We start from the raw sequence: 23,070 nt of genomic DNA on the forward strand, positions 1-23,070 counted from the left end.
CACCTCTACGCCGGGGTGCCCGCCTCTTTGGACGGACACGGGCACCCCGGCTCTCTCCCTCACGTCCGCCCCCGAGGGGGCAGTCAGGAGCAGTTCCAGCATGTCTGAGAACGTCGTTCACCTCCACAAGCACACCGACCCGCCCACCACCGACACGGCACCCACCGTGCTCACCGTGGTCCCGGACGCCCCGGCGGCGCCGATCGTGCCGTTGTGGGTGCGCTCCGGCCACGCCGTGAAGACCGCAGCCACCCACGAGAAGACGAAGACCGCCGCTCGGGCCATCGCCCGGCACAGCCTGTACACCTTCAACGGGGGCCGGATCGTGGCCCGTCGCACGTGGGACGGGAAGACGGGTGCCCGCTACGAGCGGATGATCCGGGCGGCCGAGGCTGCCGGGAATCTGGAGGTTGCGGAGGAGTGGGAGGAGCGGTTGCAGCGCTTCCGTGCCGCCCGTCACCACCGCCGCATGGATCTCTTGCACTCCCCGGTAGAGGCTGCCAAGGGCGTCGCGGTGGGCACGGGGATGGGGATCGGTGCGCTGGTCGCGCTCGGCATCGTGATGGCCATCAACAACGGTGACATCGCCGACGTCATCACGCCGCTCGCGGCCACGATCGAGTTCATCGCGACCGTGATCCGGATCGTTCAGATCGTGTGGGGCCCCGCGCTGACGATCGGTCCGTTCCTGGCGCTGCTCGCGCTGTGGGCGGTCGGCAGCAAGCAGCAGGCGGCCCCGGCATGGTCGATGCCTGACCACGTCCGATCGGGCGAGGGCGAACCCATCACTCCCTCGATCGTCGTCAAGGCCCTGCGCGACCTCGGGGTGCCCGCGCTGCGCAACGCCATCAAGGAGATGGGCGATGCCGGCGCGAGCATGTTGGGGCCGATCCGGATCGCCGGATGCGGGGTGGAAGTCGACGTGACGCTTCCCTCGGGGGTGTCGACGATCGAGGTGCAGAACCGGCGTCGCAAGCTGGCCGAGAACCTGACCCGCCACGAGCACGAGGTGTTCATCAACATCCCGCAGGCGGCGCGCACGGTGCGCCTGTGGGTGGCCGACTCCGGGGCGCTGGACGAGCCGATCGGCCCGTCTCCGCTGGTCACGGACGAGACGATGACCGCCGATTACACCAAGGGCCGCGCACCCTGGGGGCAGGACCTTCGCGGGGACGCCGCCGCGCTGAGCGTCTACCAACGCCACCTGCTGATCACGGGGTTGTCGAACCAGGGCAAGACCGCCGCCCTGCGCGCGCTCGCCCTGTGGCTCGCCCTGGACAGGTCGGTCGAGTTCCGGATCGCCGACCTCAAGGGCGCCGGCGACTGGGCGATGTTCGACGGGCTCGCTTCCCTGCTCATCCAGGGGCCGACCGACGACCACGTCATCCAGGCGACCGAGATGGTGGAAGGTCTGGTCACGGAGATGGAACGGCGTCTCCAGTCGCCTCCCGGCACCGTGTTCCTGCCGCTGGTCGGCATCGTGGACGAGGCGCAGGTCGCGTTCATGTGCCCGCTCAAGGACGCCGACAAGAACCCCTACGGCGGGTCCAAGGCCACCTCGCGCTACTTCATGGCCGTCCGCAAGGTCCACAACCAGGGCCGCGCCGTGAACGTGACGCTGTGGGAGGGCACCCAGGACCCCACCGATCAGAACCTTCCCAAGCTGGTCCGCGAGGGTGCCCACACCCGCGCCTCACTGGTCCTGGGCAGCGAGTCACAAGCCAAGATGGCGCTCGGTGACAAGGCCGTGGAGGGCGGGGCCGCACCGCACCTGCTCCGTCAGGGCCTGGACAAGGGAACCCTGGTCGTCGCGTCCGACGGCATCGCCATCCCCGCCGGGCAGGCGTCGATCACGATCCGCACGCACTACATCGACGACGCAGACGCCAACGCCATCGCCGACCGGGCCAAAGCCATGCGCGACGGCGTCACCACCCTGCACGTCATCGAGCGGGGCGCCGAACACGACCCGCTCGCGGACATCGCGTCCGTGGTCGGCACGGCAGAGCGGGTGCGCACGAAGGACGTGCTGCCCCGGCTCGGGACCTTGAACGCGGACGCCTACGGCGGCTGGTCGTTCATCGACCTCAAGCGCGTCCTGGACGGCACCGGCGCGGAGCCGTACAAGTCCGACGGCGTCATGGTCATCAGCCGTGACCGCCTCGCCCGTGCGCTCGCCAACCGCGACAGCGAGGGTTCCGCTTCCGCCGCTGAGTGACAGGGAGTTGACCGGTGGTGGGTCAGGGAGGCAGGGAGAACTCCCTCACCCCCTCCCTGACTCGCCTCCCTCACCCTGACCTGCACAAATGATCGTTCAGGGAGGCAGGGAGGCACCCCAGGTCAGACCCTGGAAACCCCCTCCACAGCGCACCCCCAAGGGGGTGCCTGAGCCTCCCTGACCCACTGCCGGAAGGGATTCCGCATGTACCCCGAACACCCCGGCCACCTGCCCGCCGAACGGGCCGTGACCACCTACCAGCCCACCCCCATCACGCCGGCGGTCGTCGTTCAGCCGGCGCCACTCGTGTCCGTCCAGCCGGGCGCGGTCCCGAGTGTGGCGAGCATCGTCCTGCCCGACGGACGGATCGTCACCGGCTACGCGATCAGCCCCATGCAGCCGGAACCCCTCGCTCCGAAACCGGCCGTGTCCCGCGCCGCGGTGAACGTCGCCCTCGGGGGTGTCGGGTTCCTCGCGGTGTGCGGCGGGCTGCTGCTGCTCACGTCGTTCATCGCTGCGTTGACCGCGTTCATCACCCAACTGATCACCCTCGCCGCGGTCATTTTCGGCGGGTGGATCGCCGTGCAGATCCTCGGCTCGAGCAGCCACCGGAGCGGAACCACGGTCAATATCCGTCGGGCTGTGATCAAGCGGAACAAGTTCTACGGTTGACGAGGAGACCACCCCAGTGATCCGACTTCGCATCAAGGTCACCCACTGCCCCCGCCGGGCCTTGACCCTGGCCGACACCCCTCGCCCTGACTGCCCTGATTGCTGGGGAGAGGGCGGCATCGCGTATGACTACGGCGACCACAACGGCGAGTACGCGGGCACCGACTGGGAGCCCTGCCCGTGCTGGACACAGTGGGCCGTGATCCTGCTGCCCCTGCCGCGCTGGCCGCGCCGCACCCCGCCCGGCTACAGCAACGAACCGCCCTTCTAGCTACGCCAAGGGCGGCCCCTCCCTCTCGCCAAAGAAGCGGGGCCGCCCTTGTCCACCTGATCCCTACAGACCTGTGGAGGTCTCCCAGCATGACGCAACCGACCGACATCAGGCGAGTGCCCGCCGCACTCACCCTCGCCGCGCACGGCGTGCCCGTACTGCCGCTGCGCGCGGGAAAGGGCCCGTTCGGCAACTGCCGTACCTGCGCCCGGAACGTGTGCGGTGGCCGGCCGAACATGCGAACCCCCGGCCCCTGCTCCTGCCCGTACCCCTGCCACGCGTGGGCCGCCGCCACCACCGACCCGCACACCCTCACCTCGCCCGCGTGGGCGAGCGCGTGGCGTGCCGCGGCTGCGGTCGCCTACCACCCCGGCGGGGCAGGGCTCAGCGTGGTCGACCTGGACAACGCGGACGCCATCGCGTGGGCCCGCGCCACCCTGCCCGCGACGCGCACGGTGGTGACGACGCGGGGTGAGCACTGGATCTACCGGGGCGTCATGCAGTCCGTGAACGCGGTGCGTCCCGGGGTGGACATCAAGTCGCTGATGTCGTACGCCCGTTGGCTGGGACCCGGCATAGGCGCCACAGCCGCTCTCCCCGCCGTGGTGCGCGCGCTGGCAGTAAAGGCCCCGCCGCCCGTCCGCAGGACGCCACAGACCCTCACGGTGCCTTTTACGGGGCAAAGTGGGGCGTGCCCGCACCGCACACCCACCTACCTCGATCGTGGCATTGCCATGGCCGTGCAGCGCATCACCGACGCGTCCAGCGCGGTACATGCGGCCGTCTACCGGGTGTTCCTCGCGGTGTTGTCCACGCACGGCCGGTGCGGTTGCCTCACCGAGAGCCACATCAGCCGGCTGTTCACCGCCGCGCAGGCCAAGGGCGAAAGTGCCCGGCACTGCACCGACGCGTGGACCAACGCCCGAACCGCATTGGGGCTGTAGCGATGGCTGAGGACGAGAAGGACCCGGCCCGCAAGGTCATCACCGCCTACGCGCAGGAACACTTCCGGTACTTCCGCACCGGCGACGGAACCGTGTACGCGCAGAAGAACGCTCATCCCGTGGCCCGTCCGATCCGCTCGCAGGGCACCACCGGAAGCCACCGGCAGGAACTCATGGTCGGCCTCTTCCGCGACGGAATCGGCGTCTTCAACGGGACCGCGCTGAAGGAGGCGTTGGACTTGATCGAAGCACTCGCCCTGACCGAGGACGTACAGCCCGTCCACATCCGGGTGGCCCCCGGATACGAGGGCGCCACGTGGCTGGACCTCGGCCGTGACGACGGGCAGTCCGTCCGCATCCACCCCACCGGATGGGACATTCTCACCCCCGACCCGCGGGAAGTGTGCTGGCGCCGTACCCAGCTCACCGGAGAACTTCCCCTGCCCGTCAAGGACACCGACGGCAAGGGCATCGACCTGCTGATGAGGCTCTGCAACTTCGCCACCGCGGAGACCGAGTGCTTGGCCATCGCGTGGCTGATCGGCTGCTTGGGGCCGTCGGTGCCGGTCCCTGCGCCGTTCCTCACCGGACCGCAGGGCGCCGGCAAGTCCACCGGCGGGCGGATGCTGGTGCGGATCATCGAGGGCATGACCGGTGACCTGCGCCGCGCACCCAAGGACGAGGAAAACCTGATCGCGGCCGTGGCCGCGGGATGGGTGACCGCGCTGGACAACCTGTCCCACATGACCCCGGACCTGTCGGACGCCATGTGCTGCATCGTGACGGGAGCCGAGAGCGTGAAGCGGGCCCTGTTCACCGACGGGGACGTGTTCCGCGTCGGCTACCGCCGCCCCCTCCTGCTGACCGGTATCGATGTGGGACTCATCCGGCCCGACCTCGCCGACCGGCTGCTTCCCCTGCGCCTGGAGCGGCCCCGGGTGCGGCGCACCGAGGATGAGCTGTGGACGGAGTACGCGCAGGTACTGCCCGTCATCCTCGGCTCGCTCCTCGACCTCACGGTCAAGGTCCGGGCCGTTGCTGCCGAGACGCCCACGGATCTGCGGATGGCGGACTTCGCGCACCTGTGCGCGCAGCTCGACACGGCCACCGGTCTGGGAGCACTGAACGCGTACCGGGCCTGCCTCGATGACCTGAATGACGACGTGATCGAGGGTGATCTGTTGGCGCAGACCGTCATCGAGCACGCGTCGACGATGGCGGCGGGTGCGGAGGAGCGGATGACGTCCACGCAGTGGCTGTACTGCCTCAGCCGCCTCTACGCCGGCGAGGACATGCGCGCGCTACCCAAGGGGTGGCCGACCACCGGCAAAGTCCTCTCCGACCGGCTCAAGCGTCTTCAGCCCACCCTCGCCGCCCGGGGCGTCATCATCGACTCCGGCCGCACCAAAGAAGGCCGCTACATCGAGATCACCCGACTCGCCCCACCCGCACACGAGCAGGAAGCAGCGTTCTGACCGGCGCCACAACCGCGCGCACAAGCAAGAGGAGCACCCGGGGCGAGGCGTGCTCCTCTTGCTGTTCGCCGCTCGCGGCGCCCCAAGGACGTGCCGCGCAGCGGCCCCTCATTCACGCTCTGAGCGACACCGCCACGACCACAGACAGCCCCTCCTTTTTTCCTAAGTAGGGAAGCGCTGCGTCACCTGCGTCACCCGACCCCCCAAAACGGTGGGTGACCTGCGCAGACACGGGTGACGCAGACGGCATATCTCTGCGTCATCGTGCGTCACCTGCGTCATCGATGACGGACGCCTGCGTCACCGATGACGCACACCCAACTCTCTGCGTCACCACAAACCCGCAGGTCAGGCGCTTGCGTGACGCAGATGACGCGGGTGACGCAGAAATCCCCACCTCGGACACACACGACACCCCCCAGCACGCCCGGCCCGCGCACGGAGGACCCGCCATGAGCACCGCACGAGAACAGCCGGACCCGCGCGCCACGCTCCGCGGCGGACTGCCGGACCGGTACCTCACCCCCGACGACATCGCCGAAATCTTCGAGGTCCCCAAAGAGACCGTCTACCAGTGGCGCCGAAAGAACGTCGGTCCACCTGGATTCCGCATCGGCAAGCACCTCCGCTACGACCCCGCCGATGTCCGCGCCTACGTCACCCAGCTCAAGACCGCCGACCACAACGCCGCCTGACCCACCACCCGCCGCAGACAGCAGGGAGAGCCGCCACCCGGCGACTCTCCCTGCTGCATGTCGAGAGGACCACCACCCCATGGCAGGCCACATCCAAGACCGCTGGTACAAGACCGACACCAACGCGGCCGGCAAGACCGTCCGCGTCAAAAGCGACCGCCACGGAAGCGGCCTGCGCTACCGGGCCCGGTACATCGGCCCCGACGGAACCGAGAAGTCCAAGAGCTTCCCCGATGGTAAGAAGCGCCTCGCCGAGAAGTGGCTGAGCGCCATTGAGACGGACATGACGCGCGGGCAGTACACCGACCCCAAGTCGGTCCGGATCACATTCCGGCAGTACGCCGAGAAGTGGTTGGACAGCAAGACCTCCAGCCCGATGACTCGGAAGGAACTTGGCCGGCGGCTACGGCTTCACGTTTACCCGGTGCTCGGCTCCCGACCGGTCGGGACCTTCCGGCCAGAGCACATCCGGGAACTCCTGGCAGCCCTGGAAGCGAAGCGCGGTGTGAGCCCCGCCTATGCGCGGAACATCTTCGCCGACGTTCAGTCGGTCCTGTCCGCCGCAGTGGATGACTCGCTGCTCTCCCGCAATCCGTGCGGTGCGCGAACGGTGCGGCGCCCCAAGCCGGACGCGCACCCGGTGGTTCCATGGGAACCCGGGCAGATGTTCACCGTTCGAACAGCGCTCTTGGAGCGGTACCGGGCGATGGTCGACATTGGCGCTGGGTGCGGGCTCCGGCAGGGCGAGGTGTTCGGGTTGGCCGAGGACGCGATCGACGCCGAGGGGCGCACCCTCCGTGTCGTTCGGCAGATCAAGCACGTGGAGGGACGCCCGGTGTTCGATCTGCCCAAGGGTGGCAAGAAGCGGGACGTGCCGTTGCCCGACTCCGTGGCGGGTGCTCTCCGGGCGCATATGGACGCCTGGAAGCCGGTGGAGATCACACTGCCGTGGGGGGTGCCGGAAGGGCCGAAGGTGTCCGCACGGGTGATCTTCACGGGGGAGCAGGGCGGCATCGTGTGGCGGAGCAACTTCAACAGCAAGGAGTGGAAGCCTGCTCTGTCCGCTGCGGGGCTCATCGGGGGCGCAAGGGCGGACGGCCGGTACGAATCGGCGCGCGAGCACGGCATGCACGCCCTCCGGCACTTCTACGCTTCCGCGTTGCTGGACGCCGGGGAGAACATCAAGGCCGTGAGCGAGTACATGGGGCACGCCGACCCGGGGCTGACCCTGCGGGTGTACGCCCATCTGATGCCGGACAGCCGCGACCGGGCTCGCGGCGCGATCGACTCCGTGTTCCGGCACCTCTCGGGGGAAGATCACGGCCCACAGACGGCCCAGTGAGCCATGGACGGCCCCTGACCTGCCCTTCTGTGCAGGTCAGGGGCCTTTGGTCCATGAGAAGGCTCTGAAGTTGCTCAACTCTGCTTTGGTCCGTGAGACGAGAGGGCATCACCCTCCCACGCAAGGAGCACACCTGGGTGTGCGGCAGGAATCACAGCAGCAGTCACAGCAAGGATCTCGGTAGGGAACAGGCAGCAGGCACACGAGAAGCAGAGCCCACGGGGGGCCGCTTCGGGGGAACGGAAGGAGGGTGGCGCCATGGTCATCGGCATCATCCTGGCGTTGTTCGTCGTGGGGTTCGTGGTCGTCGTGGTCGCGCGGATCGCATCCGCCGCCGGCCGGGGGCGCGGTCGGGGCAGGGGGCGTCCGCGCCGCAACAGCGACAGCTGGTGGGCAGGCAGCGGAGCGGTGGGCGGAGGCGACGGCGGCTCCTCCTGCTCGTCGGGCTCGTCGGGTCACAGCTCCTCGTGCGGCGGAGGGTCGTCCTGCGGAGGCGGAGGCGGGTGCGGCGGAGGCAGCTGACACGGGGCAGCTGAGCTCCGGGCGGCAGCCGGATTCCGGGCGGGGCAACCGCGTCCGGGCCGGGAGCCGCGTCCGGACCGGCCGGTCGAACGAGTGCCCGTCGGGGGTCACCTCCCGGCGGGCGCTTCGTCGTTGTGGGGGCGTGAAGTTGTCTGCGAGCCCCCCAGGGGCGCACTTTCTGGTTGAACAGTTGAGCTGTGGAGCCCTCGGGGGGATGGAAACCCTACGAAGTTGGGTAAAAACGCTGTGGCGGACGCGCCGTTCATGATTCCCTCGTATCGCCGACGCAGACCCCGGAACAACCTTCTGACCTGGCCGACCGGGCCCGATCACCGCCCGGCGCCGACCGGGGTGCGACGGACCGACCCCACCCTTGCGTGCAGCGGAGCCGACCCATGCTCACGACCCTCAACACCGCCTACACCGACACGCGCGCGGCCGACCTCGCCTGGGCCCTCGGACACGAGCCGCTGCCCGCGCTCGCCACCCTCGACATCGAACTCTTCGACGCGAAACTGCAGTTGCGACTGCTGGGCGCGTCCCACCAGGTGCTCCTTGAGCAGGAGCGGGGCACCTGTTCGGAGACCGTCGCCTGTATCGCGGGCAGCAGCTCACCGCTGCCGCTCGGCGTCGCCAAACGGGTGGACGACTGGGAGTACGAGTTCGCCGCGCGCGTGGAGACGCTGTCGCGCGGATCCTTCGCCGGCCGGGCCCAGGAGTTGCTCGCCCTCGTCGCCGACCATCCGAACGGACTGGCGGGGGTCTTCCCCGGCAGCCCCCACGCCTTCACCGCGATGCTCGCGCAGCGCCACGAGGGCCAGGTGCACTGGCGCACCTGGCACGCCTACCCCCAGGAGGGCCAACTGGTCGCCACCCGCACGAAGGTGGGCGTACGGGTGCCCGCGCCCCTCTAAGGCGGGTCATGAGGCGGGTCATGAGGCGGGTCATGAGGTGGGTCCGGGGGAGGAGCCCCGAAACGGGCAAAGTATGCGCGGGCGACGGCATTTACACACGTGTGGGTGACAGGGTGCAGTGAAACCGTGACGTAGCGTTCCCTGGGTGATCGAGCCGCACGCGCCCGCCCCGCCCGGTACGGCCCCGCCGCCCCGACGCGGCGCGGGCCAGGCGCGTCTGCCGGTCAGGCCCGCCACCGGCCGGTTCCTCGTCCTCACGGGCGTGTTCATCTGCGCGGCCTGCGGACTGGTGTACGAACTGGAACTGGTCGCCCTCGCCTCGTACTTGATCGGCGACTCCATCACCCAGGCCTCCGTCGTCCTGTCCGTGATGGTCTTCGCGATGGGCATCGGCTCACTCCTGGCCAAACGGCTGCGCTGCCGCGCCGCGGCAGGTTTCGGCGCCGTGGAGGCCCTGCTCGCCCTCGTCGGCGGCTGCAGCGCGATGGCCCTGTACGCCGTCTTCGCCTGGACCGGCGACTGGGGCGGCGCCTGGGCGAACGGCCCCAGCTACCTCCTCGTCGGCTTCTCCCTCGCCATCGGCCTGCTCATCGGCGCCGAGGTGCCCCTGCTGATGGAGCTGATCCAGCGCGTGCGCAGACAGGACGCGGGCGGCGCCGTCGCCGACCTGTTCGCCGCGGACTACGTGGGCGCGCTGGCCGGCGGACTCGCGTTCCCGTTCCTGCTGCTGCCCCTGCTCGGCCAGTTGACCGCGACGCTGATCACCGGAACCGTCAACGCGATCGCCGGCGCCGCGCTCGTCCTGGGCCTGTTCCGGCAGGACCTGACCCGGCGCGACCGCTGGCTGCTGGTCGTCGCCAACCTCCTCGTCCTCGCGCTGCTCGCCTCGGCCGCCGTGCTCGTCGACGACTTCGAACGGTCCGCGCGGCACGCGATGTACGGCAGGGACGTCCGGGTGGCGATGCACACCGACGTCCAGGACGTCGTCCTCACCGGCGGCGCCGACGGCAGCCGGCTCGACCTCTACCTCGACGGCAGGCTGCGGGTCAGCGGCAGCGACGAGGGCCGCTATCACGAGGCCCTGGTCCACCCCGCGATGAACGGCCCGCACGCGCGCGTGCTCGTCCTCGGCGGCGGTGACGGGCTCGCCGTGCGCGAGGTGCTGCGACACCGGGGCGTACGGCGGGTCGATGTCGTCGAACTCGACGCCGAGTTGGTGGAGTTGGCGCGCACCGATCCCGCACTGTCCGCGCTGAACGGCCACGCGTACGGGGATCCGCGGGTGCGGGTCGTCGCCGCGGACGCGTTCGGCTGGCTGCGGCGGGCCCCGCGGGACGCGTACGACGTGGTGGTCTCCGATCTGCCCGACCCCGAGAACACGTCCAGTACGAAGCTGTACTCGCAGGAGTTCTACGGGCTGGCCCGCGAGGTGCTCGGCGACGGCGGGCGGCTCGTCGTGCACGCCGGGCCCGTGGCGGCACGGCCGCGCGCCTTCTGGACCGTGGACGCGACGGTACGGGCGGCCGGGCTGCGGACGGTGCCGTACTCGGTCGGCGGCCGTGACTCCTCCCCGGCGGGCGGTTCGCGGGCTCCGCACGACTGGGGGTACGTGCTCGCGTCGCGCACGCCGCCGCACCTCGGGGACGGGGCGGCGGCGGAGGGGGTGCCACGCGTCCCGTCCCTCCAGGCGGGCGTCCGCGCGGCGGAGCGCACCCGGCTGGTGGGCCTGCCGCCCTCGACGCTGGTGCACCCGAGATACGCCGACTGAGTCGGCGTACGCGTCCGTCTGCGGCGGATCCCGGGGGAATCCCCGCATGTACGGGTGCGGTACGGGTGGTGCTGGGTAGGCTCGGCCGACATGGAGCATGAGGTGTTCGTTCCGGTTCCCGTCGAGCGTCTGCGCGAGGCCCTCGCCGATCCCGCGCGGGTGGCGCGGGCGCTGCCCGGTCTTCAGCAGGACGCGGGGACGGCGCCCGTCTCCGGGCGCCTGAAGGTACGGGTCGGCGGGCACTCCATCACGTACCGGGGGACGCTCGGTGTCTCCCCGCGGGACGACGGCTCGTACTCCGTCGAGGCGGACGCCACGGAGGCGCGGGGGGCGGGGACGGTGAAGCTCGCGCTCACGCTGGTCCTCCGTCCGGCCGAAGGGGGCTCGACGCTCACCTTCACCGGTACGGCCTCGGCCGACGGCCGTATCGCCGATCTGCCGGCGGACGAGGTGGCGTCGGCGACGACCCGCCTGCTGAACCGGTTCGCGGAACACCTGGCGCCGGAGCCGGAGCCGGAACCGGAGCCGGGGCCGTCGCCGGAGCCGTCACCGGAAGAGGCGCCTGTCGTTGCGCCCGATCCGGTGGAGGAGTCCCCCTCCTCGCACGTGCCGTTCGCCGAGGGCGACTTCGCGGGTGGCTTCGAGGACGACGGGACTTCGCCGCCGGGGGCACCGGCCGAGGCGGCGCACGCGCGGCGCACGATGATCGGCCGCAGCGCGGAGGAGGTCGACCACGCGCCGCCGCGGGGTCGGTACGCGCCCGTGCCGGCGCCCGAGTCCGCGGGTGGCAGCGCGGTCCTCCGCTGGGCCGCGCCCGCGGCGGCGCTCGCGCTGGCCTCGGCGATCGTGGTGGGCCGAGCCCTCCGCAAACGCCACTGACCGCTGGCCGCGGGGCCGAACGCTTCTGCCCGCGGGCGAGGGGGGGTCACCCGCGCAGTTCCCCGCGCCCCTGGAGGGGCCCGTCTTGCGCGCCCGGCCACGGGCGGCCCGCAGCTGGCAGCCGAGCAGGTGCCCCCTCAGGGGCGCGGGGAACTGCGCGCCCAGCCACGGGCGGCCTGCAGCCGGCACACCGCGCGAGGTGGGTGTTTTGCCTGCGGGTGGGTGGGGGTTGCCCGCGCAGTTCCCCGCGCCCCTAAAGGGGGCTGTCCTGGGGGCGCGGGGAACTGCGCGGCCAGCCTTCGGGATTGGGGCCTGCGGTCCACATCCCGCGCTCCACCCCGTAGGGTCGTCGCGTGAGTAACGAAGACATCACGCTGACCGCCGGCGACGCGCAGGCGACCGTACAGCCGGGCAACGGCGGACGGATCGGCGGACTGAGAGTCGACGGCGTCGAACTGCTGCGCCAGGGCGACAAGTTCGGCTGCTTCCCCATGGTCCCGTGGTGCGGCCGCACCAGGGACGGCCGCTTCCTGAACGGCGCCACCCCCCACCAGCTCCCCCTCAACTCCCCACCCCACGCCATCCACGGCACCGCCCGCGACGCCGCCTGGCGCACCGCCCGCAAGAGCGCCGACGAGGCCGTCATCACGTACGACCTCGTCGACCCCTGGCCGTACCCCGGCCGGGTCACCCAGGTCGTCAGGCTGACCGAGGACTCCCTGACGCTGACCATGTCGGTGGAGACGTACGGCGATTCCTTCCCGGCGCAGATCGGGTGGCACCCCTGGTTCAACCGGAACCTCGAAGGAGGTGAGGGCACCGACGGCGTGCGGGTCGACTTCAGCGCCGCCTGGCAGGAGGAGCGCGGCGACGACCATCTGCCGACCGGCCGTCGTATCGAACCGCGGCCGAGCCCCTGGGACGACTGCTTCGGGATGCCCGACGGCGTCGACGTCACCCTCACCTGGCCCGGCCGGCTGGAGCTGAACGTGGCCGCCCGCGAGCAGTGGGTCGTCGTGTACGACGAGCAGGAGGCCGCGGTGTGCGTGGAGCCGCAGACCGGCCCGCCCAACGGCCTGAACACCCTGCCCCGCCTGGTCACCCCCATCGACCCCCTGGAAGCCGCCACCACCTGGACCTGGCGCCGCCTCTAAGCTGACCCGCATGAGCGACGTACGTGGCGAGCTGCTGCAGCAGATCAAGGACAAGGCCGTGGTGCACGGCAAGGTGACCCTCTCCTCCGGGATCGAGGCCGACTACTACGTCGACCTGCGACGGATCACCCTGGACGGCGAGGCCGCCCCGCTGGTCGGCCAGGTGCTGCTCGACCTGACGGCGGACCTGGACTTCGACGCGGTCGGCGGCCTCACCATGGGCGCCGACCCGGTGGCCGGAGCCCTGCTGCACGCCGCCCACGCGCGCGGCCGGCGCGTCGACGCCTTCGTCGTCCGCAAGGAGGCGAAGGCGCACGGCCTGCAGCGCAGGGTCGAGGGCCCGGACATCGCGGGCCGCCGCGTGCTCGTCGTCGAGGACACCTCGACGACCGGCGGCTCCCCGCTCGCCGCCGTCGAGGCCGTGCGCGAGGCCGGCGCGGAGGTCGTCGGCGTGGCGACCATCGTCGACCGGGCCACCGGCGCCGCGGAGAAGATCCAGGAAGCCGCCGGGGTCCCGTACCTCTTCGCGTACTCCAAGGACGAGCTGGGTCTCGCCTGATCCCGGCCCCGGCCCCGGGTGACCAGTTGTCCACAGGGTCGGACAGCCAGGCCGGAGCATCCGGTCATGTCTGGAAGGATGGGGCCGACGATGACGTCGCCCCCTAGGTCAGGGTTCTCAGCAGAACGCCACCCGCATATACAAGGAGCGGACAGATGCCCATCGCAACCCCCGAGGTCTACAACGAGATGCTCGACCGGGCGAAGGCAGGCAAGTTCGCCTACCCGGCCATCAATGTGACCTCGACGCAGACCCTGCACGCTGCGCTCCGCGGCTTCGCGGAGGCCGAGAGCGACGGCATCATCCAGATCTCCACCGGCGGTGCGGAGTTCCTGGGCGGCCAGCACAAGAAGGACATGGTCACCGGCGCGGTGGCGCTGGCCGAGTTCGCGCACATCGTCGCCACGAAGTACGACGTCACCGTCGCGCTGCACACGGACCACTGCCCGAAGGACAAGCTCGACGGGTACGTGCGTCCGCTGATCGCGGTCTCCGAGGAGCGCGTCAAGGCCGGTCGGAACCCGCTGTTCCAGTCCCACATGTGGGACGGCTCCGCGGAGACCCTCGCCGACAACCTGGCCATCGCCCAGGAACTGCTGGCCCGCGCCGCCGCCGCGAAGATCATCCTTGAGGTGGAGATCACCCCGACCGGTGGCGAGGAGGACGGTGTCACGCACGAGATCAACGACTCCCTCTACACGACGGTCGACGACGCGTTCCGTACCGTCGAGGCCCTGGGCCTGGGCGAGAAGGGCCGCTACCTGCTGGCCGCGTCCTTCGGCAACGTGCACGGCGTCTACAAGCCGGGCAACGTCGTCCTGCGCCCCGAGCTCCTCAAGGAGCTGAACGACGGCGTGGCGGCGAAGTACAGCAAGCCGTCCCCGTTCGACTTCGTCTTCCACGGCGGCTCCGGCTCCTCCGAGGAGGAGATCCGCACGGCCCTGGAGAACGGCGTCGTGAAGATGAACATCGACACGGACACCCAGTACGCGTTCACGCGCCCGGTCGCGGACCACATGTTCCGCAACTACGACGGCGTCCTGAAGGTCGACGGCGAGGTCGGCAACAAGAAGACGTACGACCCCCGCACCTGGGGCAAGCTCGCCGAGGGCTCGATGGCCGCGCGCGTCACCCAGGCCTGCGGCCACCTGCGTTCCACGGGCACGAAGATCAAGTAAGCGTCCGTTTCCCGTACGCGGGGCCCGGTTGTCCACAGGGAGAACCGGGCCCCGACGTATGTCCGTATGATCCGGAACATGGCTGCCCCCACGCCCCCGCCGGACCCACCGGGCCCGCCCGTCCCGCCGGTTCCGCCGGTCCCGTCGAAGGAGTCTCCGGCCTCCTCCCCGGCGGCGTCCCCGGGCGTCCGGATGGCCTCCCCCACGGGGAAGTGGATCCTGCTGACGACGGTCCTCGGTTCGGGCATGGCGATGCTGGACTCGACCGTGGTGAACGTCGCGCTGCCGACGATCGGCCGTGACCTCGGCGCCGACCTGGCCGGCCTCCAGTGGACCGTCAACGCCTACATGCTGACCCTCGCCGGACTCATCCTGCTGGGCGGCGCCCTGGGCGACCGCTTCGGACGGCGGAAGGTGTTCGTCGTCGGCGTGGTGTGGTTCGCGGCGGCCTCACTGCTGTGCGGGCTCGCACCGAACGCGGGCGTGCTGGTCGCCGCCCGCGCGCTCCAGGGCGTCGGCGGAGCACTGCTCACCCCCGGCTCGCTGGCCCTCATCCAGGCGTCGTTCCACCCGGAGGACCGGGCGCGGGCCGTCGGTCTGTGGTCCGGTTTCGGCGGCATCGGCGCGGCGGTCGGCCCCTTCCTGGGCGGCTGGCTGGTGGACGGCCCCGGCTGGCGCTGGGTGTTCCTGCTGAACGTCCCGCTCGCCCTGCTGTGCGCCCCGATCGCCCTGAGACACGTACCGGAGTCGAAGGACGACCGGGTCCACGGACGCGGCTTCGACGTGCTCGGCGCCGCCCTCGGCGCACTGGCGCTGGCCCTGGTGACGTACGCCCTCATCGAGGCACCCGGCGGTTCGGTGCCCGTCGTGGCCGTGACGGCGGCGGCCGGTGTCGCGGCGGGGGTCGCCTTCGTGGCCGTGGAGAAGCGGCGGCCCGACCCGATGATGCCGCTCGACATCTTCGCGTCCCGCCAGTTCACGGCGGTCAACCTCGTCACTCTGTGCGTGTACGCGGCCTTCGGCGGGTTCTTCTTCCTCTCCGCGGTCCAGCTCCAGGTCGTGTCCGGTTACTCGGCCCTCGGTGCCGGTACGGCGCTGCTGCCGACCACCGTCCTGATGCTGCTGCTGTCGGCCCGCTCGGGCGAGCTGGCCCAGCGGGTCGGCCCGCGCATCCCGCTCACCGTCGGCCCGCTGCTGTGCGCGACCGGGATGCTGCTGATGCTGAGAGTGGGCGAGGACGCCTCGTACGCGGCCGACGTGCTGCCCGCCGTCCTGGTGCTCGGCGCCGGCATGGTGACGCTGGTGGCGCCCCTCACCGCGACGGTGCTGGCCTCCGTGGACACCGGCCGGGCGGGGCTCGCCAGCGGCATCAACAACGCGGCGGCCCGCGCTGCCGGTCTTGTCGCGGTGGCCGCGCTGCCGCTGCTGGCCGGGATGGGGGAGGCGGCGTACCGGTCGGCGGACGCCTTCGACGACGCGTTCCGGCGGGCCATGCCCCTGTGCGCGGGCATCCTGGTGGTGGGCGCGGTGATCGCCTTCGCGACCGTGCGCAAGCCCCCGCCGGGCTGTCTGCGGCCGGAATGCCTCACGCACGGCGGCGTGACGGCTCCGCCGCTGGAGCCGAACCGGTCGCGGGGGCGGCTGGAGTAGTTTTCAGCGAGGCGGCTCCGCCCATGGAGCCCGGGGTGGCCGCGGATAGCGCAAACTGGAACCCATGGCCATTCACGAGAACCTCCTCGGGGGACCGCCCCCGACCCACCTGCCCGACGACCCGGAGCCGCGCGAGCTCCTCGCGAACGGCACGGCGCCCGCCGATGTCGCCGCGAAGTACCCGACCTCCTCGCTCGCCTGGGCGCAACTGGCCGACGAGGCGTACGAGCGCGGCAGCGTCGTCGAGTCGTACGCGTACGCCCGTACCGGCTACCACCGGGGCCTCGACTCCCTGCGCCGCGGCGGCTGGAAGGGCCACGGCCCGGTGCCGTGGGAGCACGAGCCGAACCGCGGCTTCCTGCGCGCCCTGCACGGCCTCGCCCGCGCCGCCCAGGCGATCGGCGAGCAGGCGGAGTACGAGCGCTGCGCGCAGTTCCTGAAGGACTCCTCCCCGGCGGCGGCCCAGACCCTGGGCTAGCCCTACGAGCCCGTCAGGGGCCACGTACGTGCAGGTCCGCCTGGTGTGACCAGGCGGACCTTGCGGTTTCGGGGCACGATTGTGGAGGATGCCGGTTGGGGACCGGGGCCCCCGTGTCGGAATTCGGCAGGGGCGGACCGCTACCCGGAGTACAGCAGGAGACAGCGATGTCCCAACAGGCTCAGTACGGCGAGGCCCGCGACACGGCTTCGGAGCCCGAGACCCCGCATCTCGACTTCATGGGAACGACCCCTTACGAGGACTACGTACAGGCGGACGTTCTCACCCACCTCCAGCACACCCTCTCCGACGACCCCGGAGAGATGGTCTTCCTGGTGACGACCCAGGTCATGGAGCTGTGGTTCACCGTCATCGTGCACGAGTGGGAGACCGCGGCGAAGGCGCTGCGCGAGGACCGCGTGCCGGTCGCGGTGGCCGCGCTGAAGCGTTCGGTACGGGAGCTGGAGGCGCTGAACGCCTCATGGAAGCCCCTCGGCCAGCTCACTCCGGCCCAGTTCAACTCGTACCGCAGCGCCCTCGGCGAGGGCTCCGGATTCCAGTCGGCGATGTACCGCCGCATGGAGTTCCTGCTCGGCGACAAGTCCGCGTCCATGCTCGTACCGCACCGGGGCGCGCCCCGCGTGCACGCCGAGCTGGAGAAGGCCCTGCACGAGCCGAGCCTGTACGACGAGGTGCTGCGGCTGCTCGCGCGGCGCGGCCACGCGGTGCCGTCCTCGGTCGTCCAGCGGGACGTGTCCGGACGTTACGAGCCCTCCCCCGAGGTCGAGGCCGTCTGGACCGACCTCTACGCGGGCGACGAGAGCTCCGAACTCGCCCGGCTCGGCGAGGCGTTGACCGACGTCGCCGAACTGGTCTGGCGCTGGCGCAACGACCACCTGGTCGCCACCCGGCGGGCGATGGGCTCCAAGACGGGCACCGGCGGCTCGGCGGGCGTGGCCTGGCTGGAGAAGCGGGCCCGCAAGAACGTGTTCCCCGAGCTGTGGACGGCACGGTCGCATGTCTGAGCCGTACGCGGACGCCGGCGGTGAGTCGTACGCGGGCCGGGCGGCGGCGCTGGACGCCGCCGACGAACTGGCCGAGCTGCGCGCGCGGTTCGTCCTGGACGACACGGTGTACCTGGACGGGAACTCGCTCGGCGCGCTGCCGCGCTCGGTGCCGGGCCGCGTCGAGGACGTCGTGCGCCGACAGTGGGGTTCGCTGCGGATCCGGTCCTGGGACGAGAGCGGCTGGTGGACGGCGCCGGAGCGGATCGGCGACCGGATCGCCCCGCTGGTGGGCGCGGCGCCCGGCCAGATCGTCGTGGGCGACTCGACGAGCGTGAACGTGTTCAAGGCGGTCGTGGGCGCGGTGCGCCTGGCCGGCGGGGGTGCGGACGGCCGGGAGGGGCCGGGCGTCCGGGACGAGATCCTGGTCGACGCGACGACGTTCCCCACGGACGGGTACATCGCCGCGTCGGCGGCGCGGCTCACCGGATGCACGCTGCGGCCGGTGGCGCCCGACGAGGTCCCGGACGCCCTGGGCGGACGTACGGCCGCGGTGCTCCTGAACCACGTCGACTACCGCACGGGCCGTCTGCACGACCTGCCGGCGCTGACGGCCGCGATCCGCGCGGCGGGCGCCGTGTCGGTGTGGGACCTCTGCCACAGCGCGGGCGCCCTGCCGGTGGGCCTGGACGAACACGGCGTGGACCTGGCGGTCGGCTGCACCTACAAGTACCTGAACGGCGGCCCGGGTTCACCGGCGTACCTCTACGTCCGCCGGGACCACCAGGCGCGCTTCGACTCCCCGCTGCCGGGCTGGAACTCGCACGCCGACCCGTTCGGCATGACCCCGGACCACGTCCCGGCCGACGGAGCCCTCCGCGGCCGTGTCGGCACCCCGGACATCCTCTCCATGCTCGCCCTGGAGGCGGCCCTGGAGGTCTGGGACGACGTCTCGATCGAGGCGGTCCGCGCCAAGTCCCTCGCCCTGACGGACTTCTTCCTGGAGTGCGTGGCGGTGTACGTGCCCGCGGGCGCGGTGGAGTCGGTGACTCCGGCCGGCCACGGGGAGCGGGGCAGCCAGGTCGCGTTGCGATGCGCGGACGCGGGTGGGGTGATGCGCCGCCTGATCGAACAGGGCGTGATCGGCGACTTCCGGGAACCGGACATCCTGCGCTTCGGCTTCACCCCGCTGTACGTGGGATTCGGCGATGTGGAGAGGGCGGCGGGGGTGTTGGGCGGGTTGTTCTAGTGGTTAGCCTCTCCGGCGTTTGAGGAGCGGGGGTTCGGGGGCAGCGCCCCCGAGTCGTTGACGATGGGGGAGGGCAGGGGCGGCGGCGGCGAGGAAAGTTCCTGCCCCGCGAACACCCCGGCCCGCGCGGCGGCTACCGCCGCCGCCGCGGCGCGTTCCGCCGTGTCGGCCCCGGGCGCCACCCCCGACGTGAGCAACGCGTAGTACAGCGGCGCGGAAACAGCCCGCACCACCTCCCCCGCGTCAGTCCCGGCGGGCAACTCCCCCCGCGCGACCCCCTGCTCGACACAGGGCGCCCACTCGGCGACCCGCACGTCGTAGAAGTGCCGCAACGCCTCCCCCGTACGCGCGTCGCACGCCGCGGCGGCGATCACAGCCCGGAACAGCGCCCCCTGCCGGGGATCGGCGAGGGTACGGCACACCAGCGCGGCGTTGGCCCGCAGATCCCCGAGCACGGAGCCCGTCTCGGTACGGGGGAGCGACTGCTCGGCCATGTCACCGAGCAGGTCGGCGACGAGCCCGGTGACCGAGCCCCAGCGCCGGTACACGGTCGTCTTCCCCACCCCCGCGCGCCGGGCCACGTCCGCCAGATCGAGATGGGCGAACCCCCGCTCGGCCAGCACGTCCCCGGCGACGCGCAGCACGGCCGTACGGACCCGAGCGGTACGCCCTCCGGGACGGACGGTCCCGGGTTCGGGCACAGCCCCGGGAGCCGGCTCGGGTTCTGGCTCGGGCTCGGCGGTCATGAGGGGGACTCCTTCGCGATCAGGCGTGGTGACGGGCGACGAGGGACGGCACTCCACCAGCGTAACGAAACACCAGCACCGTTTACCCCTCACCGAGCGTCACGGCGGTGTGTAGGCGCACGTCACCGGCCTGATACCGTCCCGCCAACGACCCGCGTTCCGGAGCACGTTGACCGCAAGCTCCGAGAGTTCACGGGCCGGGGAACGAACACCGCACCGCTGAGAGGCTTGGAGCATGCCGGACGACGCCCGCGACGCCGCGGAGGAGGAGTCGGCCTTCTCCCATCCGCCCGTCGACCCCGACGCCACCGCCGCGTACGGCGACCACCCCGACCAGGTCGTCGACTTCTACGCACCGCGCGGCGGTGAGGAGTCGGCCCCGCTCGTCGTCGTCCTGCACGGCGGCGCCTGGCGTGCCCCGTACGACCGGCGGCACATCACCCCGTTCGCGGACTTCCTGGCCCGGCGGGGCTTCGCCGTGGCCAACGTCGAGTACCGGCGCGGCGGCACGATCCCGGCCCAGGGCGGCACGGGCCCGGTGGCGGGGCGCTGGCCCGACACCTTCGACGACGTCGCGGCGGCGCTGGACGCGATACCGGCTCTCGTACGGAAGGCCCTGCCGGGAGCCGACGTCCGCCGCACGGTGGTCACCGGCCACTCGGCCGGCGGTCAGCTGGCGCTCTGGGCGGCCGCCCGCCACCTGCTGCCGACCGACGCGCCCTGGTACCTGGAGAGGCCGGCCCCGCTGCGCGGTGTCGTCGCCCTGGCCCCGATCGCCGACTTCACGGTCGCGGAGAAGCTGGACGTCTGCTCCGGGGCCACGCTTCAACTCCTCGGCGGCGCGACCAGGTTCGAAGAACGACAGCCGTACGCCGACCCGGCCCTGCTCCTCCCGACGGGTATCGCCACGACGCTGGTACAGGGCCGGACGGACACCGTCGTGCCACAGGCGGTCGCCGAGGCATACGCGGACGCCGCGGCGAAGGCCGGTGAGGTGGTGGGCCTGACGCTCCTGGAGGACGTCGGCCACTTCCCCCTGATCGACCCGGCGGCGGACGCGTGCGCGGTGGTGGCGGAGGAGATCGCCCAACTGGCCTGGTAGGGCGGGCCCGGGCCACCGGGCCACCCCGTAGTACCTGAGAAGGAGGCGCGAGGACCCGTCTCACTGGTGACGACCGCCGCCCCCGCCCCCGCCTACGTTCTGTACATGACCGAGACGACCCAGACGCAGATGAGACAGCCAGGCGGCGGACGGCCGCGCAGCCCCGAGTTCCAGCTCGCGATGGACGTGTCACGGGGGCTGCGGCAGGACCTGTTCCATGACGCCTTCGCCCTCCGCCCGCTGCCGAGGACGCGGGCGGACGGTCCCGTCGTCCGAAGTCTGCCGCCGGCTCTGAGAGAGCGGGCCACCCTGCTCCCGCACGCCCTGGTGGTGCTGGCCGGTGTGATCACGCTGCTCATCTCCCTCGCGGGCAACGGTGGCGGCGATCTGGCACAGTTCCTGACCGGCCTCATGGGGATGGGCGCGATTCTGCTGACCCTGCTCAGGCCGGTGGTCGCCTTCTGGTCCTCCCTGGCGGTGGCACTGGTCACGGCCCAGTTCGGGAACTGGTGGGACAGCGAGTGGCCCTGGGCACCCGGCGCCTTCGCGACCCAGCTGGTCGTCCTCACGGTCGTGGCGATGCGGACAAGGCCTCGCACGGCAGGCTGGATGTGGGCGATCACCGCGGCCTACGGCCTCGTCTCGGAGGGCTTCTTCCCAGGCGGCCACGACTACACGAACACGATGCCCTTCCTGTTCGTGAGCGCACTGGTCCTGCTGGTCGTCACGGTGTGGCACGTGCGCCGCGAGGCCGCGCAGAAGGTGACCGCCCAGCAGACGGTGACCGCGCACGAGCGTTCCAAGCGCACCCTTCTCGAAGAGCGCACGACGATCGCCCGCGAACTGCACGACGTGGTCGCCCACCACATGTCGGTGGTCGCCATCCAGGCGGAGGCCGCGCCCTACCGCGTGGAGAACCCCCCGCCGGAGCTGGAGTACGCCTTCAAGGTGATCAGGGAGAACGCGGTCATAGCGCTCTCCGAGCTGCGCCGGGTCCTGGGCGTCGTACGGGCGGAGGACTACGAGGCCCCGGACGCCCCGCAGCCCAGGCTCGCGGACCTGAACCGCCTCCTGGAGAACGTGCGCGACGCCGGCCTGGGTGTGGACAGCACGGTCACCGGTGCGGTGCGGGAGCTTCCGCAGGGTGTCGAGCTGTCCGCCTACCGAATAGTCCAGGAGGCGCTGAGCAACAGCCTGCGGCACGCGCCGGGCGCGTCGGCCAAGGTGGAGGTCAGCTATGTGCTCGGCGGGCTCGGGCTGCGCGTGGTGAACGGTCCGGCGACCGGGCTGGTCAAGCCGTCGCCGGGTGCCGGACACGGCGTCACGGGCATGCGGGAGAGGGTGTCGATGCTGGACGGGGAGATGACGGCGGAGGCGACGGACGACGGGGGCTACGAGGTCGCGGTCTTCCTGCCGGTCTCGTCGGCGGCGGCGTCGACGGCGTCGGCGGAGGAGGACACGGCATGACCATTCGGGTACTGATCGCCGACGACCAGATGATGGTCCGCGAGGGGTTCTCGGTGCTGCTCGGCGCGATGCCGGACATCGAGGTGGTGGGCGAGGCGGTCAACGGCCGCGAGGCGGTCGACCGGGTCAGGGAGCTCACACCGGACGTCGTCCTGATGGACATCCGGATGCCCGAGATGAACGGCATCGAGGCGACGCGCGAGATCGTCGCGGCGGACGGCTCGGCGAAGGTGCTCGTGCTGACCACGTTCGACCTCGACGAGTACGTGTACCAGGCGCTGCGGGCCGGGGCGTCGGGCTTCCTCCTGAAGGACGCCTCGGCCCGGCAGCTCGCGGACGGGGTACGGGTGGTGGCGGCCGGCGAGGCACTGCTGGCGCCCTCGGTGACGAAGCGGCTGATCACCGAGTTCTCGAAGCTGTCCGAGGAGCCCCGCTGGTCGGCCACCACGCACGCGGCGTACGGCGACCTGACCGACCGCGAGACCGAGGTGCTGGTCCTCATCGCCCAGGGCCTGTCCAACGCGGAGATAGCCACCCGCCTGGTCGTGGCCGAGTCCACCATCAAGACCCACGTGAGCCGCGTCCTGGTGAAACTCGGCCTGAGAGACCGAACCCAGGCAGCGGTCTTCGCCTACGAGGCCCGCCTGGTAACCCCAGGCTGACCGCCCCCGGGGGAAGCCCCCCCCAAAGGGGCGCGGGGAACGGCGCGGCCAGCCCTCGCGGACCCGCAGCCGAAAGCGACCTCCCGCGGAGCGAAGCCCCAGTTCAAGAGGGCAGGCCCTG

At 71.4% G+C, this 23,070-nt stretch carries 22 protein-coding genes; 21 read left to right on the plus strand and 1 reads right to left on the minus strand.

The features are described 5' to 3' along the window. The first annotated feature begins 100 nt into the window (after positions 1-100). The 18 genes from ACH4DZ_RS15320 (at position 101) to kynU (ending at position 18,972) form a co-directional block, all read left to right on the plus strand. Positions 101-2,218 (plus strand): FtsK/SpoIIIE domain-containing protein, encoded by a 2,118-nt coding sequence (locus ACH4DZ_RS15320; RefSeq protein WP_398287544.1) that lies wholly within the window; start codon positions 101-103, stop codon positions 2,216-2,218. A 204-nt stretch (positions 2,219-2,422) separates the two neighbouring features. Further along, positions 2,423-2,890 carry a hypothetical protein gene (locus ACH4DZ_RS15325; RefSeq protein ID WP_398287545.1) on the plus strand — a complete coding sequence of 156 codons (468 nt, stop codon included), beginning with the start codon at positions 2,423-2,425 and terminating at the stop codon, positions 2,888-2,890. Positions 2,891-2,906: 16 nt separating this feature from the next. Then, positions 2,907-3,161: a hypothetical protein gene (locus ACH4DZ_RS15330; RefSeq protein WP_398287546.1), complete on the plus strand. Its 255-nt coding sequence runs from the start codon at positions 2,907-2,909 to the stop codon at positions 3,159-3,161. A gap of 89 nt (positions 3,162-3,250) precedes the next feature. Beyond that, entirely contained in the window at positions 3,251-4,105 is an 855-nt protein-coding gene (locus ACH4DZ_RS15335) for a bifunctional DNA primase/polymerase (protein ID WP_398287547.1), read from the plus strand. 2 nt (positions 4,106-4,107) lie between these two features. Next, positions 4,108-5,580 carry an ATP-binding protein gene (locus ACH4DZ_RS15340; RefSeq protein ID WP_398287548.1) on the plus strand — a complete coding sequence of 491 codons (1,473 nt, stop codon included), beginning with the start codon at positions 4,108-4,110 and terminating at the stop codon, positions 5,578-5,580. A gap of 452 nt (positions 5,581-6,032) precedes the next feature. Continuing rightward, entirely contained in the window at positions 6,033-6,275 is a 243-nt protein-coding gene (locus tag ACH4DZ_RS15345; RefSeq protein ID WP_398287549.1) for a helix-turn-helix domain-containing protein, read from the plus strand. Between the two features lie 79 nt (positions 6,276-6,354). After that, positions 6,355-7,617, plus strand: coding sequence for a tyrosine-type recombinase/integrase (locus ACH4DZ_RS15350; protein WP_398287550.1), 1,263 nt, complete (start codon positions 6,355-6,357; stop codon positions 7,615-7,617). A gap of 258 nt (positions 7,618-7,875) precedes the next feature. Then, a complete protein-coding gene (locus tag ACH4DZ_RS15355) occupies positions 7,876-8,139 on the plus strand; it encodes a hypothetical protein (protein WP_398287551.1) in 264 nt (87 codons plus the stop codon). Positions 8,140-8,534: 395 nt separating this feature from the next. Beyond that, positions 8,535-9,053, plus strand: coding sequence for a DUF2617 family protein (locus ACH4DZ_RS15360; RefSeq protein ID WP_398287552.1), 519 nt, complete (start codon positions 8,535-8,537; stop codon positions 9,051-9,053). A gap of 145 nt (positions 9,054-9,198) precedes the next feature. After that, positions 9,199-10,821 carry a polyamine aminopropyltransferase gene (locus tag ACH4DZ_RS15365; protein ID WP_398287553.1) on the plus strand — a complete coding sequence of 541 codons (1,623 nt, stop codon included), beginning with the start codon at positions 9,199-9,201 and terminating at the stop codon, positions 10,819-10,821. A 90-nt stretch (positions 10,822-10,911) separates the two neighbouring features. Continuing rightward, positions 10,912-11,700 (plus strand): SRPBCC domain-containing protein, encoded by a 789-nt coding sequence (locus tag ACH4DZ_RS15370; RefSeq protein ID WP_398287554.1) that lies wholly within the window; start codon positions 10,912-10,914, stop codon positions 11,698-11,700. 353 nt (positions 11,701-12,053) lie between these two features. Next, the gene (locus ACH4DZ_RS15375) at positions 12,054-12,854 is read left to right on the plus strand and encodes an aldose 1-epimerase (protein WP_398287555.1); all 801 of its coding nucleotides are present in this window, start codon (positions 12,054-12,056) and stop codon (positions 12,852-12,854) included. 10 nt (positions 12,855-12,864) lie between these two features. After that, positions 12,865-13,413, plus strand: a complete 549-nt coding sequence (pyrE, locus tag ACH4DZ_RS15380) for an orotate phosphoribosyltransferase (RefSeq protein WP_398287558.1) — start codon at positions 12,865-12,867, stop codon at positions 13,411-13,413. Positions 13,414-13,568: 155 nt separating this feature from the next. Continuing rightward, positions 13,569-14,591, plus strand: coding sequence for a class II fructose-bisphosphate aldolase (gene fbaA / locus ACH4DZ_RS15385; protein ID WP_398287559.1), 1,023 nt, complete (start codon positions 13,569-13,571; stop codon positions 14,589-14,591). A 192-nt stretch (positions 14,592-14,783) separates the two neighbouring features. Next, entirely contained in the window at positions 14,784-16,241 is a 1,458-nt protein-coding gene (locus tag ACH4DZ_RS15390; RefSeq protein WP_398287756.1) for an MFS transporter, read from the plus strand. Between the two features lie 64 nt (positions 16,242-16,305). Continuing rightward, the gene (locus ACH4DZ_RS15395; RefSeq protein WP_328495512.1) at positions 16,306-16,719 is read left to right on the plus strand and encodes a DUF3151 domain-containing protein; all 414 of its coding nucleotides are present in this window, start codon (positions 16,306-16,308) and stop codon (positions 16,717-16,719) included. 167 nt (positions 16,720-16,886) lie between these two features. Beyond that, a complete protein-coding gene (locus tag ACH4DZ_RS15400) occupies positions 16,887-17,744 on the plus strand; it encodes a tryptophan 2,3-dioxygenase family protein (RefSeq protein ID WP_398287561.1) in 858 nt (285 codons plus the stop codon). Continuing rightward, positions 17,737-18,972 carry a kynureninase gene (gene kynU, locus ACH4DZ_RS15405; protein WP_398287562.1) on the plus strand — a complete coding sequence of 412 codons (1,236 nt, stop codon included), beginning with the start codon at positions 17,737-17,739 and terminating at the stop codon, positions 18,970-18,972. Before ACH4DZ_RS15400 ends, kynU begins: the two co-directional genes overlap by 8 nt. Here the strand turns inward: kynU and ACH4DZ_RS15410 are convergent. Beyond that, positions 18,969-19,718: a TetR/AcrR family transcriptional regulator gene (locus ACH4DZ_RS15410; RefSeq protein WP_398287563.1), complete on the minus strand. Its 750-nt coding sequence runs from the start codon at positions 19,716-19,718 to the stop codon at positions 18,969-18,971. The two genes, kynU and ACH4DZ_RS15410, sit on opposite strands and share 4 nt — an antisense overlap. A gap of 235 nt (positions 19,719-19,953) precedes the next feature. Here ACH4DZ_RS15410 and ACH4DZ_RS15415 point away from each other — a divergent pair, with 235 nt between their 5' ends. The 3 genes from ACH4DZ_RS15415 to ACH4DZ_RS15425 all read left to right on the plus strand — a co-directional run bounded on the left by ACH4DZ_RS15415 (position 19,954) and on the right by ACH4DZ_RS15425 (position 22,949). Next, the gene (locus ACH4DZ_RS15415) at positions 19,954-20,820 is read left to right on the plus strand and encodes an alpha/beta hydrolase (RefSeq protein WP_398287564.1); all 867 of its coding nucleotides are present in this window, start codon (positions 19,954-19,956) and stop codon (positions 20,818-20,820) included. Between the two features lie 105 nt (positions 20,821-20,925). Beyond that, positions 20,926-22,287 (plus strand): sensor histidine kinase, encoded by a 1,362-nt coding sequence (locus ACH4DZ_RS15420; protein WP_398287565.1) that lies wholly within the window; start codon positions 20,926-20,928, stop codon positions 22,285-22,287. Continuing rightward, positions 22,284-22,949, plus strand: coding sequence for a response regulator (locus tag ACH4DZ_RS15425; protein ID WP_398287566.1), 666 nt, complete (start codon positions 22,284-22,286; stop codon positions 22,947-22,949). The genes ACH4DZ_RS15420 and ACH4DZ_RS15425 overlap by 4 nt, the downstream gene beginning before the upstream one ends. Positions 22,950-23,070: the final 121 nt, after the last annotated feature.

This window comes from Streptomyces sp. NPDC017991 (genome assembly GCF_044328075.1).
Taxonomy (GTDB): Bacteria; Actinomycetota; Actinomycetes; order Streptomycetales; family Streptomycetaceae; genus Streptomyces.

Coding starts and splice junctions, on each gene's coding strand:
- ACH4DZ_RS15320 (WP_398287544.1), top strand. CDS start 101: ATGTCTGAGAACGTCGTTCACCTCCACAAGCACACCGACCCGCCCACC.
- ACH4DZ_RS15325 (WP_398287545.1), top strand. CDS start 2,423: ATGTACCCCGAACACCCCGGCCACCTGCCCGCCGAACGGGCCGTGACC.
- ACH4DZ_RS15335 (WP_398287547.1), top strand. CDS start 3,251: ATGACGCAACCGACCGACATCAGGCGAGTGCCCGCCGCACTCACCCTC.
- ACH4DZ_RS15340 (WP_398287548.1), top strand. CDS start 4,108: ATGGCTGAGGACGAGAAGGACCCGGCCCGCAAGGTCATCACCGCCTAC.
- ACH4DZ_RS15345 (WP_398287549.1), top strand. CDS start 6,033: ATGAGCACCGCACGAGAACAGCCGGACCCGCGCGCCACGCTCCGCGGC.
- ACH4DZ_RS15350 (WP_398287550.1), top strand. CDS start 6,355: ATGGCAGGCCACATCCAAGACCGCTGGTACAAGACCGACACCAACGCG.
- ACH4DZ_RS15355 (WP_398287551.1), top strand. CDS start 7,876: ATGGTCATCGGCATCATCCTGGCGTTGTTCGTCGTGGGGTTCGTGGTC.
- ACH4DZ_RS15360 (WP_398287552.1), top strand. CDS start 8,535: ATGCTCACGACCCTCAACACCGCCTACACCGACACGCGCGCGGCCGAC.
- ACH4DZ_RS15370 (WP_398287554.1), top strand. CDS start 10,912: ATGGAGCATGAGGTGTTCGTTCCGGTTCCCGTCGAGCGTCTGCGCGAG.
- pyrE (WP_398287558.1), top strand. CDS start 12,865: ATGAGCGACGTACGTGGCGAGCTGCTGCAGCAGATCAAGGACAAGGCC.
- fbaA (WP_398287559.1), top strand. CDS start 13,569: ATGCCCATCGCAACCCCCGAGGTCTACAACGAGATGCTCGACCGGGCG.
- ACH4DZ_RS15390 (WP_398287756.1), top strand. CDS start 14,784: ATGGCCTCCCCCACGGGGAAGTGGATCCTGCTGACGACGGTCCTCGGT.
- ACH4DZ_RS15395 (WP_328495512.1), top strand. CDS start 16,306: ATGGCCATTCACGAGAACCTCCTCGGGGGACCGCCCCCGACCCACCTG.
- ACH4DZ_RS15400 (WP_398287561.1), top strand. CDS start 16,887: ATGTCCCAACAGGCTCAGTACGGCGAGGCCCGCGACACGGCTTCGGAG.
- kynU (WP_398287562.1), top strand. CDS start 17,737: ATGTCTGAGCCGTACGCGGACGCCGGCGGTGAGTCGTACGCGGGCCGG.
- ACH4DZ_RS15410 (WP_398287563.1), bottom strand. CDS start 19,718: ATGACCGCCGAGCCCGAGCCAGAACCCGAGCCGGCTCCCGGGGCTGTG.
- ACH4DZ_RS15415 (WP_398287564.1), top strand. CDS start 19,954: ATGCCGGACGACGCCCGCGACGCCGCGGAGGAGGAGTCGGCCTTCTCC.
- ACH4DZ_RS15420 (WP_398287565.1), top strand. CDS start 20,926: ATGACCGAGACGACCCAGACGCAGATGAGACAGCCAGGCGGCGGACGG.
- ACH4DZ_RS15425 (WP_398287566.1), top strand. CDS start 22,284: ATGACCATTCGGGTACTGATCGCCGACGACCAGATGATGGTCCGCGAG.